This is a genomic window from Janthinobacterium sp. GW460-12-1-14-LB5, assembly GCF_059423585.1.
Genome location: NZ_JBWKYD010000008.1, coordinates 250,033 through 263,566, shown reverse-complemented (window position 1 = coordinate 263,566; position 13,534 = coordinate 250,033). Strand labels below are relative to the sequence as shown.

The 13,534-nt window shown below is 65.8% G+C and carries 11 protein-coding genes and 1 pseudogene; all 12 read left to right on the top strand.

Going from position 1 to position 13,534, the window contains the following annotated elements; translation table 11 throughout:
- The first annotated feature begins 137 nt into the window (after positions 1-137).
- Positions 138-1,298 carry a fumarylacetoacetate hydrolase family protein gene (locus AC07X6_RS10985; RefSeq protein ID WP_494790971.1) on the top strand — a complete coding sequence of 387 codons (1,161 nt, stop codon included), beginning with the start codon at positions 138-140 and terminating at the stop codon, positions 1,296-1,298.
- 26 nt (positions 1,299-1,324) lie between these two features.
- A complete protein-coding gene (xylB, locus tag AC07X6_RS10980; RefSeq protein ID WP_494790970.1) occupies positions 1,325-2,092 on the top strand; it encodes a D-xylose 1-dehydrogenase in 768 nt (255 codons plus the stop codon).
- Complete coding sequence (locus AC07X6_RS10975) at positions 2,089-3,876, top strand: IlvD/Edd family dehydratase (protein WP_494790969.1); 1,788 nt, start codon at positions 2,089-2,091, stop codon at positions 3,874-3,876. The genes xylB and AC07X6_RS10975 overlap by 4 nt, the downstream gene beginning before the upstream one ends.
- Positions 3,877-4,006: 130 nt before the next feature.
- A complete protein-coding gene (gene xylF, locus AC07X6_RS10970; protein ID WP_099389834.1) occupies positions 4,007-4,981 on the top strand; it encodes a D-xylose ABC transporter substrate-binding protein in 975 nt (324 codons plus the stop codon).
- Between the two features lie 74 nt (positions 4,982-5,055).
- The gene (xylG, locus tag AC07X6_RS10965; protein ID WP_494790968.1) at positions 5,056-6,627 is read left to right on the top strand and encodes a D-xylose ABC transporter ATP-binding protein; all 1,572 of its coding nucleotides are present in this window, start codon (positions 5,056-5,058) and stop codon (positions 6,625-6,627) included.
- Positions 6,624-7,766 (top strand): sugar ABC transporter permease, encoded by a 1,143-nt coding sequence (locus AC07X6_RS10960; RefSeq protein ID WP_494790967.1) that lies wholly within the window; start codon positions 6,624-6,626, stop codon positions 7,764-7,766. Before xylG ends, AC07X6_RS10960 begins: the two co-directional genes overlap by 4 nt.
- A gap of 67 nt (positions 7,767-7,833) precedes the next feature.
- A pseudogene (locus AC07X6_RS10955) lies at positions 7,834-8,605 on the top strand (substrate-binding domain-containing protein); the annotation flags it as partial.
- Positions 8,594-9,031, top strand: a complete 438-nt coding sequence (locus AC07X6_RS10950; protein ID WP_494790976.1) for a helix-turn-helix transcriptional regulator — start codon at positions 8,594-8,596, stop codon at positions 9,029-9,031. The pseudogene AC07X6_RS10955 and the gene AC07X6_RS10950, both read left to right, overlap by 12 nt.
- Positions 9,028-9,795, top strand: a complete 768-nt coding sequence (locus AC07X6_RS10945; RefSeq protein ID WP_494790966.1) for an aldose epimerase family protein — start codon at positions 9,028-9,030, stop codon at positions 9,793-9,795. The genes AC07X6_RS10950 and AC07X6_RS10945 overlap by 4 nt, the downstream gene beginning before the upstream one ends.
- An 83-nt stretch (positions 9,796-9,878) precedes the next feature.
- On the top strand, positions 9,879-10,892 hold the full coding sequence (locus tag AC07X6_RS10940; RefSeq protein ID WP_494790965.1) for a 2-dehydro-3-deoxygalactonokinase: 1,014 nt from the start codon (positions 9,879-9,881) through the stop codon (positions 10,890-10,892).
- On the top strand, positions 10,889-12,619 hold the full coding sequence (gene araD / locus AC07X6_RS10935; RefSeq protein WP_494790964.1) for an L-arabinonate dehydratase: 1,731 nt from the start codon (positions 10,889-10,891) through the stop codon (positions 12,617-12,619). Before AC07X6_RS10940 ends, araD begins: the two co-directional genes overlap by 4 nt.
- Before the next feature lie 14 nt (positions 12,620-12,633).
- Positions 12,634-13,527, top strand: coding sequence for an SMP-30/gluconolactonase/LRE family protein (locus AC07X6_RS10930; RefSeq protein WP_494790963.1), 894 nt, complete (start codon positions 12,634-12,636; stop codon positions 13,525-13,527).
- Positions 13,528-13,534 lie beyond the last annotated feature (7 nt).

The following is a 13,534-nucleotide window of genomic DNA, read 5'->3' as shown; positions in this document are numbered from 1 at the left end:
TTTTTTTGGTGCGCTGCAATACCAATAATCATCATCCAATTTGGTGATTTTCGTAATTGCGGCGACACAGGGGGGCGCGCAGAATCGCTCCGAACTTGACCAATTGCCTTCTCATCACGACCCTTTGAAAGCTTGCCATGCAGCCGATTTCCCCCGCTTCCCTGTTGCCCGCCGACCTGGCGCAGGCGCTCCTCATCGGCCGCATCTGGCGTGACGGCCCCTGCGTCATCGCCGTGCGCGGCGGCGAGGTGGTCGACATCACGCAGACGGTGGCGACGGTGGCCGGGCTGTTCGAGCGCAGCGATGCGCTCGATATCGCCCGCCATGCGCCCGGCATCGCGCTCGGCTCCGTGCAGGCGCTGCTGGCGCAGGCGCTGGCCGCGCCGGCTGGCGAGCCGTACCTGCTGGCGCCGTGCGACCTGCAGGCCGTCAAGGCCTGCGGTGTGACTTTCGCCGTCAGCCTGCTGGAACGGGTGATCGAGGAACAGGCGGGCGGCGACGCGGCGCGCGCGGCGAGCCTGCGCGCCGCGCTGCAAACGACCCTCGGCAGCGACCTGTCCGCATTGAAACCGGGTTCGGACGCGGCGCAGCGCCTGAAACAGCAGCTGCAGCAGCGCGGCGCCTGGTCGCAATACATGGAAGTGGGCATCGGCCCCGATGCGGAAGTGTTTACCAAGGCACAGCCGATGTCGTCGGTGGGCTGCGGCGCGCAGGTGGGCTTGCTGCCATCGTCCGCTTGGAACAACCCCGAGCCGGAGATCGTCCTGGCCGTCAACAGCCGCGGCGAGGTGCTGGGGGCTTCCCTGGGCAACGACGTCAACCTGCGCGATATCGAAGGGCGCAGCGCCCTCTTGCTGGGCAAGGCGAAGGACAACAACGGTTCCTGCGCCATCGGCCCCTTCATCCGCCTGTTCGACGAATACTTCACGCTCGACACCGTGCGCCAGGCGGAAGTGTCGCTGCTGATCGAGGGCGCGGACGACGGCTTTGTGCTCGAAGGTGCCAGCTTCATGCGCGAAATCAGCCGCGACCCGCTCGACCTGGTGCGCCAGACGGCGGGCCAGTACCACCAGTATCCGGACGGCTTCATGCTGTTCCTGGGCACCATGTTCTCGCCCGTGAAGGACCGCGGCGCGCAGGGCGGCGGCTTCACGCACCACCTGGGCGACCGCGTGACGATTGCCAGCGCCGCGCTGGGTGCGCTGGTCAACGAAGTGCAGCGCTGCGACGCGATTGCCCCATGGACGTTCGGCGTGCGCGCGCTGTATCAGAACCTGGGCCAACGCGGTTTGCTTTGATCCGATTTTTTGAAAAGAGAGACACCATGCAGCATGCAACCTATCCCAGCCTGGCTGATAAACGCGTCGTCATCACGGGCGGCGGCACCGGCATCGGCGTGGCCATCGTCGAGGCGTTCGCGCGCCAGGGCGCCCACGTCACCTTTCTCGACATCGCCCGCGAGGCGTCGCTGGCGCTGCAGGAAACGCTGGCGCACCTGCCGCAGCCGCCCCTGTTCCGCTATTGCGACCTGACGGACCTGGCAGCCCTGGCCGCCACTTTCGCCGAGATTGAACACAGCACGGGCGCCACGGATATCCTCATCAACAACGCGGCCAATGACGACCGCCATCAGCTGCAGGACGTCACGCCCGCCTACTGGGACGAACGCATCGCCGTCAACCTGCGCCACCAGTATTTCTGCGCCCAGGCAGTGGCGCCGGCCATGCGCGCCAAGGGCAGCGGCGTGATCCTCAACCTGGGCTCGATTTCCTGGCACCTGGCGCAGGCGAACCTGTCGATCTACATGACGGCGAAGGCCGGCATCGAAGGGCTGACGCGCGGTCTGGCGCGCGACCTGGGTGCCGACGGCATCCGCGTCAACTGCATCATTCCCGGCGCCGTGCGCACGCCGCGCCAGGAGCGGCTGTGGCATACACCGGAAGCGGAAGCCGTGATCCTGCAGGGACAATGCCTGCAGACGCGCGTGGAGCCAGAAGACGTGGCGGCGCTGGCGCTGTTCCTCGCGTCGGACAACGCGGCCAAGTGCGCGGGGCGCGAATACTATGTCGACGCAGGCTGGTACGGCGCATGAGTACCCCAGGCAATCGCCAGGCGCGGCGCTTCCGCTCGCAGGACTGGTTCGACAATCCCGAGCACATCGACATGACGGCGCTGTACCTGGAGCGCTTCATGAACTACGGCATTACGGCCGAGGAGCTGCGTTCGGGCCGGCCCATCATCGGCATCGCGCAAAGCGGCAGCGATATCAGCCCCTGCAACCGCATCCACCTGGAACTGGCCCTGCGCGTGCGCGACGGCATCCGCGACGCGGGCGGCATCCCGATGGAATTTCCGCTGCACCCGATCTTCGAGAACTGCCGCCGTCCCACGGCCGCGCTGGACCGCAACCTCGCATATCTGGGCCTGGTGGAAATCCTGCATGGCTACCCGATCGACGCCGTGGTGCTGACGACGGGCTGTGACAAGACCACGCCGGCGCAATTGATGGCCGCGGCCACGGTGGACATTCCCGCCATCGTGCTGTCGGGCGGCCCTATGCTCGACGGCTGGATGGACGGCGAACTGGTCGGTTCCGGCGCCGCCATCTGGAAGGGCCGCCGCCAGCTGTCCGCCGGCTTGATCGACAACGACAAATTCCTGCAGATCGCCGCCGCCTCGGCGCCGTCGGCCGGCCACTGCAACACCATGGGCACGGCATCGACCATGAATGCGCTGGCCGAGGCACTGGGCATGTCCCTGACGGGCTGCTCGGCCATCCCCGCGCCGTACCGCGAACGGGGCCAGATCGCCTATGCAACGGGGCGCCGCATCGTCGGCATGGCGCGTGACGACGTGCGCCCGTCGAGCATCCTCACGCGCGAGGCCTTCCTGGACGCCATCATCGTCAACGCGGCCATCGGCGGCTCCACCAACGCCCAGCCGCACCTGATGGCCATGGCGCGCCATGCGGGCGTGGCATTGCACTCGAGCGACTGGATGGAACATGGCTACGACGTGCCGCTGCTGTTGAACATGCAGCCGGCCGGGAAGTATCTGGGCGAGCGCTTCCACCGCGCCGGCGGTGTGCCGGCCGTGATGTGGGAGCTGCAGCAGGCGGGCTTGCTGCACGCGGATCGGTTGACGGTCACGGGCCAGAGCATGGCGGCCAACTTGCAAGGCCGCGAAAGCGCGGACCGCGAGATGATCCGCCCGTTTGCCGCACCGCTGAAGGAAAAGGCCGGTTTCATGGCCTTGCAGGGCAACCTGTTCGACTTCGCCATCATGAAAACCAGCGTGATCTCGCCCGCTTTCCGCGAGCGCTACCTGTCGCGTCCCGGCAGCGAGGGCGTGTTCGAGGCGCGTGCCATCGTCTTTGACGGTTCAAGCGACTATCACGCGCGCATCAATGACCCGGCGCTCAATATCGACGACAGCTGCATGCTGGTCATGCGCGGCGCCGGCCCTGTCGGCTGGCCCGGTTCGGCCGAGGTGGTCAACATGCAGCCGCCCGACGCCTTGCTGAAGGCGGGCATTCTGAACCTGCCGACCCTGGGCGACGGGCGCCAGTCGGGCACCTCGGACAGTCCCTCGATCCTGAATGCGTCGCCGGAAAGCGCAGTGGGCGGCGGCCTGGCGCTGCTGCGCACGGGCGACATCATCCGCGTGGACTTGAACGGGGGCCAGTGCGACATGCTGGTCGATGCGGCTGAACTGGCGCGCCGCGCCCGGGAACTGCCGCCGCCCGTCAACGACAGCGCCACGCCGTGGCAGGAGCTCTACCGCGCCAGCGTTGGCCAGCTGGAAACGGGTGCCTGCATGGAGCTGGCCCTGAAATACCGCGCCGTGGGCCAGACCCTGCCGCGTCACAACCATTAGCAGCACGTAGGTCGGGTTAGCGCTTCGCACGTAACCCGACGTGATTGTAGAAGTACCCCGCAGTTAAAAAATGTAGTTAAAAAATCCAACAAGGAGACACACAATGAACAAGATCATCAGTGCAGCCATCATGACCGCCATGCTGGCTTTGAGCAGCAGCGCCGCCCTGGCCGATGCGAAAAACCCGAAAATCGGCTTTTCCATCGACGATTTGCGCGTGGAACGCTGGACGCGCGACCGCGATTTCTTCATCGCCGCCGCCGAGAAGCAGGGCGCCAAGGTCTTCGTGCAGTCGGCCGACGCCAGCGAGCAGCGACAGATTTCGCAAATCGAAAACCTGATCTCGCGCGGCGTGGATGTGCTGGTGATCGTGCCGTTCAACGCCACGGTGCTCAACAATACCGTCAAGGAAGCGAAAAAGGCCGGCATCAAGGTGCTGTCGTATGACCGCCTGATCCTGAACGCCGATATCGATGCGTATATCTCGTTCGACAACGAGAAAGTGGGCGAGATGCAGGCCGAAGGCGTGACCAAGCTGCAGCCGAAGGGCAATTACTATTTGCTGGGCGGTTCGCCGACCGACAACAACGCCAAGATGCTGCGCGAAGGCCAGATGAAGGTGCTCAAACCGTTCATCGACAAGGGCGACATCAAGATCGTCGGCCAGCAGTGGGTGAAGGACTGGAGCGCCACCGAAGCGCTGTCCATCGTGGAAAACGCGCTGACGGCCAACGGCAACAAGATCGACGCCATCGTCGCCTCGAACGACGGCACGGCCGGCGGCGCCATCCAGGCCCTGGCCGCGCAAAAACTGGCCGGCAAGGTGCCGGTTTCGGGCCAGGACGCCGACCTGGCGGCGGTCAAACGCGTCATCGCCGGCACGCAATCGATGACCGTCTATAAACCCCTGAAAACCATCGCTTCGGAGGCGGCCAAGCTGGCCGTGCAACTGGCGCGCAACGAAAAGCCGGCCTACAACTCCAGCTATGACAACGGCCTGAAAAAAGTCAGCACGGTGCTGCTGAAACCAACGCCTTTGACCAAGGCGAATGTGAACATTCTCGTCGATGACGGCTTCTATACCAAGGCGCAACTGGGTAATTGATCGCCCGCCTGATGTCGGCTGACGCGCTGCGCGCTAAGCCGACATTTTTTCCCGTATCCGCAACGAGAGTGAGCATGTCCGACTATCTGCTTGAAATGAAAGGCATCGTCAAACAGTTTGGCGGTGTCCGCGCGCTCGACGGCATCGACCTGCAGGTGCGGGCCGGCGAGTGCATCGGCTTGTGCGGCGAGAATGGCGCCGGCAAGTCGACCCTGATGAAGGTGCTGTCCGGCGTGTACCCGCACGGCACCTGGGACGGCGAGATCCTGTGGGATGGCCAGCCCCTGCGCGCGCAATCGATCCGCGACACGGAAGACGCGGGCATCATCATCATCCACCAGGAACTGATGCTGGTGCCGCAGCTGTCCGTGGCCGAGAATATCTTCATGGGCCGCGAGATCACCCTGCCCGGCGGGCGCATGCATTACGCGGCCATGTACAAGCGCGCCGACGAGCTGCTGCGCGAATTGAAGATACCCGAACTGAACGTGGCGCAGCCCGTGATGCATTACGGCGGCGGCCACCAGCAGCTGGTGGAAATCGCCAAGGCGCTCAACAAGAATGCGCGCCTGCTGATTCTCGATGAACCGTCGTCGTCGCTGACGGCCTCGGAAATCGCTGTGCTGCTCGATATCCTGCGTGCCCTGAAGGCCAAGGGCGTCACCTGTATCTATATTTCGCACAAGCTTGATGAAGTGGCGGCCATCTGCGACACCATCGTCGTCATTCGCGACGGCAAGCATATCGCCACCACGCCGATGGCGCAGATGAACGTCGAGCGCATCATCGCGCAGATGGTAGGCCGCGAAATGAGCCAGCTGTATCCGCAGCGCGCGCAGCCAGCGGTCATCGGCGAGGTGCTGTTCGAGGCGCGCCACGTGAGCTGCATCGACGCCGACAACCCGCAGCGCAAGCGGGTCGACGATGTGTCTTTCACCCTGCGCAAGGGCGAGATCCTCGGCATCGCCGGTCTGGTGGGGGCGGGGCGCACGGAACTCGTCTCGGCCCTGTTCGGCGCCTACCAGGGGCCGTGCCAGGCCGAAGTGTGGCTCGATGGCCGCCGCATCGACACTTTGTCCCCGCAAAAGGCCATCGCCATGGGCCTGGCCATGGTGCCGGAAGACCGCAAGCATCATGGCATCGTGCCCGATCTCGACGTGGGGCAGAACATCACCCTGGCCGTGCTGGAGGAATTCGCACGCGCCACGCGCATCGATGGCGAGGCGGAATTGAAGGCCGTGCGCGGCGAGATCGCGCAGCTGGAACTGAAGGCGGCCAGCCCGTCGCTGCCCATTACGAGTCTGTCGGGCGGCAACCAGCAAAAGGCCGTGCTGGCCAAGATGCTGCTGACGCGCCCGCGCGTGCTGATCCTCGACGAGCCCACACGCGGCGTGGACGTGGGCGCCAAATATGAAATCTACAAACTGATGCTGGCGCTGGCCGACCGTGGCGTGGCCATCATCATGGTCTCGTCGGAACTGGCCGAAGTGCTGGGCGTGTCCGACCGCGTGCTGGTGATGGGCGAAGGCCGCCTGCGCGGCGACTTTATCAACGATGGCCTGAGCCAGGAAACCGTGCTGGCGGCGGCGCTGGACCAGCGCCCGGTGCCCGCCGCCAACACCGCAAACAAGGAACCCGCAGCATGAAACCGCACAGTATCAAACAGCTGTTCACCCAATACAAGATGCTGGCCCTGCTGATCGCCGTGGCGCTGATCTGGGCCTTCTTTTCGTGGAAGACGGAGGGCAGTTTCCTCACGCCGCGCAACCTGTCGAATTTGCTGCGCCAGATGTCCGTCACCGGCATCCTCGCCTGCGGCATGGTGCTGGTGATTATCGCTGGCGAGATCGACCTGTCGATCGGCTCCCTGCTGGGGCTACTCGGCGGCATCGCCGCCGTGCTGGACGTCACGCAGCACTGGCCGCTGGCGCTGAACCTGATGGCGGTGCTGGGCTGCGGCCTGGTGATCGGCCTCCTGAATGGCTACCTGACGGCGTACCGGGGCATCCCGTCCTTCATCGTCGGCCTGGGCGGCATGCTCGCGTACCGCGGCATCCTGCTGGGCATCACGGGCGGCATCACGATCGCGCCCGTCTCCGAGCCCATGGTCTACCTGGGGCAGGGCTACCTGCCCGCGGTGCCCGGCATCGTGCTGGGCATCGGCCTGTTCCTGCTGGCCGTCTTCCTGACGTGGCGCGCGCGCGCCAGCCGCGCCCAGCACGGCTTGCCGCAGACGGCGCCCTGGGCCGACGGCTTGCGCCTGGCCGTCATCGGCGCCGTGCTGTATGCCTTCGTGCAGACCCTGAACGGCTATGAAGGCATTCCGCTGCCCGTTCTGCTGCTGCTGGCCTTGCTGGGGCTGTTCAGCTACATCACCAGCCAGACCGTGTTCGGCCGCCGCATCTACGCCGTGGGCAGCAATATGGAAGCGACGCGCCTGTCCGGCATCAACGTGAAAGCCGTCAAGCTGTGGATCTTCGGCATCATGGGCCTGATGTGCGCGCTCGCTGGCCTGATTAACACGGGCCGCCTGGCGGCCGGTTCGCCGTCGGCCGGCACCTTCAGCGAACTCGATGCGATTGCCGCCTGCTTCATCGGCGGCACCTCGATGCGCGGCGGCTCGGGCACCGTGTACGGCGCCCTGATCGGCGCGCTGGTGATGGCCAGCCTCGATAACGGCATGTCCATGCTGGACGTGGACACCTACTGGCAGATGATCGTGAAAGGCAGTATTCTCACCCTCGCCGTCTGGGTCGATGTCAGTACAAGGGCGGGACGCCGGTAAGACCGATGCGTGACCGGCAGCCAGGGGCGAAAATACGTCCCGGCCGCCACATGGAGGAGACGCCAGCATGAAGTTACCGACCGCGCACCGGATCGCGCTGCTGTTTAACGGGAATAAGATCTACGACCGCGACATCATCGCGGGCATCGCCGCCTACCTGAACACCACGCGCGTGTCGTGGGACCTGTTCCTGGAAGAGGATTTCCGCTGTCGCCTGCCCGGTATCGAACGCTGGCAGGGCGACGGCATCATCGCCGATTTCGACGATCCCGCCGTCTGCGCGGCGCTGGCGGACAGCCGCCTGCCCGTGGTGGCCGTGGGCGGCTCGTATGCGCACGCCGAGGATTACCCTGCCGGCATCCCGTACGTGGCGACCGATAATTTCAAGATCGTCAAGCTGGCCTATGAACACCTGGTGGAAGCGGGCCTGAGCCGCTTTGCCTGTTTCAGCCTGCCGGAGGCGGATGTCAACCGCTGGGCCCAGGAGCGCGAAACGGCGTTTTGCGCCCTGATGGAGCGCGACCACATGCGCGCCGACGTGTACCGGGGCGTGGCCACCAGCGCGCCGTCTTGGGACGAGGCGGTGGAGCAGCAGATCGCCTGGCTCAACAGCCTGGAAAAACCCGTCGGCATCATCGCCGTGAGCGACGCGCGCGCGCCAGCTGCTGCAAGCGTGCATGCACGCGGGGATCGCCGTGCCGGAGCAAGTGGCCCTGATCGGCATCGACAACGACCCGCTGGCGCGCATGCTCACGCGCATTCCCTTGAGTTCCGTGATCCAGGGCACCGAGGAAATGGGCCGCACGGCCGCGCATCTGCTGCACCAGATGTTGAACGGCGCGCGCCTGTCCGGCACGCGCATCCTGGTGCCGCCGGCGGGCCTGAACGTGCTCGCCTCCACGCGCCACCAGCCCTTCCAGCATCCGCAGGTGATGCAGGCGCGCCATTTCATCCGCCAGTACGCCTGCCAGGGCATCAAGACGGAGCAGGTGGCCGATTACGTGGGCGTGTCGCGTTCCTCGCTCGAAGCGCACTTCCGCCATGAACTGGGGCGCAGCGTGCACGACGAGATCCTGCATTTCAAGCTCGATGCGGCCAAGACCCTGCTGGCGCGCGGGCCGGGGCAGGTGGCCGAGGTGGCCGTGCGTTGCGGCTTTACCACGGTGCAGTACATGCACGCCGTCTTCAAGCGCGAACTCGGCTGCACGCCGCGCGAATTCCAGCAGCGCAGCCGGCCGCCGCCAGCCCCCGGGCAGGCGCCATGATGCATCTGCTGCGCAATGCGCGCGGCATGCGCGTGGCCATCGACGCGCACGATGCCAGCGTGCGGGCCTGGTGGGCGCCCGACCGTTATGGCCGCCTGGCCGACGTGCTGGGCGCGGCGCCCCCTGCGGCGCGTGCGCCTGCGGGCTGGCAGTGCGCGCCGCCGGATGACGGCCGCTTGTTGCTGCACCTGGCGCACGACGGCCTGTCGGTGCGCCTGGCCTACCGGCTTGACGACGATGGCAGCCTGCACCTCGACTGCGCCGCCACGGCCGATACGGTTTCCCGTTTTGCGCTTGCCGCGCCCCGCTTCAACCTGCAGGGCGGCCGCGCCGCCGTGGGCGACCATGTGCTGCGCCTGGCCGCGGACCGCTACTGGCCTGGCGGCCATGCGTGCAGCGCTCCGCTCGACGTGGCGGGCAGTGCGTTTGACTTCCGCCAGCCGGCGCCGCTCACGTCGCGCCTGGCCTGGCCCGCGCTGGCGCAATCGCCGGGATTCCGGCATGACTTTTACTGGACGGGCAGCGGCCAGCTGCGCGAGGCGGCGCAGGTTGCCGACCCCGCTTCCGGCCGGGTCCTGCGTTTTTCCAGCACCCAGGACAGCTGTCATCTGTATTCCGATGCGCGCTGTTTTTCCCTGCTGGCGCAGGGCGTGCAATTGCAGCCGGGACAGGTGAGGCGGTTCCAGCTCGCCTACCGTTTGGGCGTGCAGGATATCGATGCGTTTGACATATCCGAACCGGTATCAATGATGTCAAATAAGTGATTGGTCAGATATGCGGGGCAGTTCTACCATGGGGTAGTTTTTCCCTCATTTATTTTTGTCCTGACCGACGCTGCCAACCTGCCATGAACATACTCACCATCGATGCCGGCACCACCAATACGCGTACCTTGCTGTGGCGCGCCGGCGCCGTCGTCGCCCAGGCGCAGTTGGAAACGGGCGTGCGCAATACCGCCATCGATGGCCATAACGGCGCGCTGAAACAGGCGCTGCGCGACACCATCGCCAGCGTGCTGGCCAGCGCGGGCATCGCGCCGTCTGCCATGGACCTGGCGCTGGCGTCTGGCATGATCACTTCGCCCATGGGGGTGCAGGAAGTGCCGCATTTGCCGGCGCCCGCCGGCCTGGCCCAGCTGGCGCAAGGCATGCAGGCGGTGGACTTGCCCGACGTGCTGGCGCAGCCCCTGTGGCTGATTCCCGGCGTGCGCAACCAGCATGGCGCCGTCGGCCTGCATAACGTCGAAGCGATGGACATGATGCGCGGCGAAGAGACGGAAGTCGTCGCGCTGCTCGAGCGCCTGCAGTTGCGGGGCGCGGCGACCCTGATCATGCCCGGCTCGCATACCAAACTGATCAGCGTCGACGAGCAGCGCCGCATCCTCGGCTGCAGCACCACCATCGCTGGGGAATTGCTGCAGGCGATCACGCAGCACACCCTGATCAAGCAATCGGTCGATGGCGGTTTTGCGCAGACCCTGGTGCCGAAAATGCTGCTGGCCGGCGCGGCCGCGGCGCAAAAAACGGGGCTGGCGCGCGCCTGCTTCAGCGTGCGCACCCTGGGCCAGTTCAGCGCCATCGAATGCAATGAGCGGGCCAATTTCCTGATGGGCGCCGTCCTCAGCGGCGACCTGCTGGCGCTGCGCAACAGCACCGCCATCCAGATGCGGCCCGATACGCCGCTCGTCATTACCGGCAAGCCCATGCTGCGCCAGGCGCTCGGGCTGCTGATCGAAGAACATGGATTTTTTTATGGCAAGCGCATCATCGTCGACGACCAGCAGCAAGACTATCTGGCCGGTCACGGTGCGCTGCTGATCGCCGCCGCGCGCGGCTTGATTTCCCCGCAGGAGACAGTATGAGCAGCAACAAGAACAAGCGTCCCTTGCGTTCGCAAGCGTGGTTTGGCGGCGACGACAAGGACAGTTTCATTCACCGCAGCTGGATGAAGAATCAGGGCTATCCCAGCGACGCTTTCGATGGCCGTCCCGTCATCGGCATCTGCAATACCTGGTCCGAACTGACGCCCTGCAATGGCCATTTCCGCGACCTGGCCGAGATGGTCAAGCGCGGCGTGCTCGAAGCGGGCGGCTTTCCCGTCGAATTTCCCGTCATGTCGCTGGGCGAGACGAATCTGCGCCCGACGGCCATGCTGTTCCGTAACTTGGCCAGCATGGATGTGGAAGAATCGATCCGCGCCAACCCGATCGACGGCGTGGTGCTGCTGACGGGCTGCGACAAGACCACCCCGGCCCTGCTGATGGGTGCGGCCAGCGTGGACTTGCCCACCATCGTGCTGTCGGGCGGCCCCATGTTGAACGGGAATTACCGGGGCAAGCCGATCGGCTCGGGCACGGACGTGTGGAAGTTTTCCGAAGACGTGCGCGCCGGGCGCATGACCTCAAACGAATTCAAGCAGGCCGAATCGTGCATGTCGCGTTCCGCCGGCCACTGCATGACCATGGGCACGGCCTCGACCATGGCCAGCATGGTCGAGGCGCTGGGCGTGACCCTGCCCGGCAACGCGGCCATTCCCGCCGTCGATGCGCGCCGCAAGCTGCAGGCGCAGCTGACGGGCCGGCGCATCGTCGACATGGTGCATGAAGACCTGAAACTGTCGCAAATCCTCACGCGTGAAGCGTTTGAAAACGCCATCATGGTCAACGGCGCCATCGGCGGCTCGACCAATGCCGTGATCCACCTGCTGGCCATTGCCGGGCGCATCGGCGTGGACATGCGCCTGGGCGACTGGGACCGCCTGGGCCGCGAGATTCCCTGCCTGCTCAACCTGATGCCGTCGGGCCAGTACCTGATGGAAGACTTTTACTATGCGGGCGGCTTGCCCGTGATCATCCGCGACCTGCTGGGCAAACTGCATGGCGGGGCGCTCACCGTCACGGGCGCCAGCATGGCCGTCAACGTGGCCGAGGCGGAAAATTTCAATCCCGAGGTGATCACGCCGCTGGCGCAGCCCTTCAAGGACGAGGGCGGCATCGCCATCCTGCAGGGCAACCTGGCCCCGCGCGGCGCCGTCATCAAGCCTTCCGCCGCGTCGCCCGAGCTGATGCAGCACCGTGGCCGCGCCGTCGTCTTCAACAGCATCGAGCACTATAAAAAGCGCGTCGACGATCCCGCGCTCGATATCGATGCCAGCTGCGTGATGGTGCTGCAAAATTGCGGCCCGCAGGGCTACCCTGGCATGGCTGAAGTGGGCAATATGGGATTACCGAAAAAACTGCTGGAGCAGGGCGTGCGCGACATGGTGCGCATCTCGGACGCACGCATGAGCGGCACGGCCTACGGCACGGTGGTGTTGCACGTGGCGCCGGAAGCGGCCGTGGGCGGGCCGCTGGCGCTGGTGCGCGACGGCGACATGATCGAGCTGGACGTGGCGGGACGGCGCTTGCACCTGGACGTCGACGAGGCCGAATTGGCGCGCCGGCGCGCCGAGTGGCGCGCTCCCGAGCCGGCCATGCGCGGCGGTTACCAGTCGATGTACATCAAGCACGTGACGCAGGCCGACGAAGGCGCGGACCTGGATTTCCTCGTCGGCTGCCGGGGTTCGGCCGTGCCGCGCGAGTCACACTAAAAAGGAAAAAAATAATGGGGACACAGGCCCAATTACTGGTCGATGCGCAGAATTTCCTGGGCGAGGGCGTGCGCTGGTGCGAGCGCAGCGGCCGCGTTTTCTGGACGAATATCGAAGGCTGCCAGCTGCATGCGCTGGTACTGGCCACGGGCGAGCGCCAGAACTGGGCCATGCCCGAGCGCCTGGCGTGCTTCGCGCTGACGGAGCGCGACGACGTGCTGCTGCTGGGCCTCGCTTCGCGCCTGGCGTGGTTTGACGCGCGCAGCGGGGCCGTCACGCCCTTGCACACGGTGGAGGGGGACTTGCCCATGACGCGCCTGAACGATGGCCGCTGCGACCGCCAGGGACGCTTTGTCTTCGGTACGCTCGATGAGCGCCCGTGCCGTGATGCGATCGCCGGTTTCTATCGCCTCAACCTGGACTTGAGCCTGGAGCGCTTGCCGCTGCCGTCCATCGCCATCTCGAACAGCATCTGCTTCAGCGTCGATGGCACGGCCATGTATTTCTGCGACTCGATGAAGAAGGCGATCTACCGCTGGGACGACTACCTGGGGGGCGACGCCAGCCGGGTGCGCGTGTTTGCTGTCCTCGATCCGGGGCCGGGCGCCGCCGATGGCGCCACCATCGATGCGCATGACCACTTGTGGAGCGCGCAGTGGGGGGGAGGCAGGGTCTTGCGCTTCGCGCCGGACGGCAGCGTCGAGCGGGCGATCGCCTTGCCCGTCTCGCAGCCCAGCTGCGTGAGCCTGGGCGGCCCGCACTACGACGAATTGTTCGTCACGACGGCCCAGGAAAGCTTGAGCCCAGCCCAGCTGGCGGGCGAACCGCTGGCCGGCGGATTGTTTCATGCGCGCCAGGTGGGCGTGCGCGGTTTGCCGGAAGTGCGCTTTGGCGCCCTGCCGGCCTGACAGGAGA

Coding starts and splice junctions, on each gene's coding strand:
- AC07X6_RS10985 (WP_494790971.1), top strand. CDS start 138: ATGCAGCCGATTTCCCCCGCTTCCCTGTTGCCCGCCGACCTGGCGCAG.
- xylB (WP_494790970.1), top strand. CDS start 1,325: ATGCAGCATGCAACCTATCCCAGCCTGGCTGATAAACGCGTCGTCATC.
- AC07X6_RS10975 (WP_494790969.1), top strand. CDS start 2,089: ATGAGTACCCCAGGCAATCGCCAGGCGCGGCGCTTCCGCTCGCAGGAC.
- xylF (WP_099389834.1), top strand. CDS start 4,007: ATGACCGCCATGCTGGCTTTGAGCAGCAGCGCCGCCCTGGCCGATGCG.
- xylG (WP_494790968.1), top strand. CDS start 5,056: ATGTCCGACTATCTGCTTGAAATGAAAGGCATCGTCAAACAGTTTGGC.
- AC07X6_RS10960 (WP_494790967.1), top strand. CDS start 6,624: ATGAAACCGCACAGTATCAAACAGCTGTTCACCCAATACAAGATGCTG.
- AC07X6_RS10950 (WP_494790976.1), top strand. CDS start 8,594: ATGTTGAACGGCGCGCGCCTGTCCGGCACGCGCATCCTGGTGCCGCCG.
- AC07X6_RS10945 (WP_494790966.1), top strand. CDS start 9,028: ATGATGCATCTGCTGCGCAATGCGCGCGGCATGCGCGTGGCCATCGAC.
- AC07X6_RS10940 (WP_494790965.1), top strand. CDS start 9,879: ATGAACATACTCACCATCGATGCCGGCACCACCAATACGCGTACCTTG.
- araD (WP_494790964.1), top strand. CDS start 10,889: ATGAGCAGCAACAAGAACAAGCGTCCCTTGCGTTCGCAAGCGTGGTTT.
- AC07X6_RS10930 (WP_494790963.1), top strand. CDS start 12,634: ATGGGGACACAGGCCCAATTACTGGTCGATGCGCAGAATTTCCTGGGC.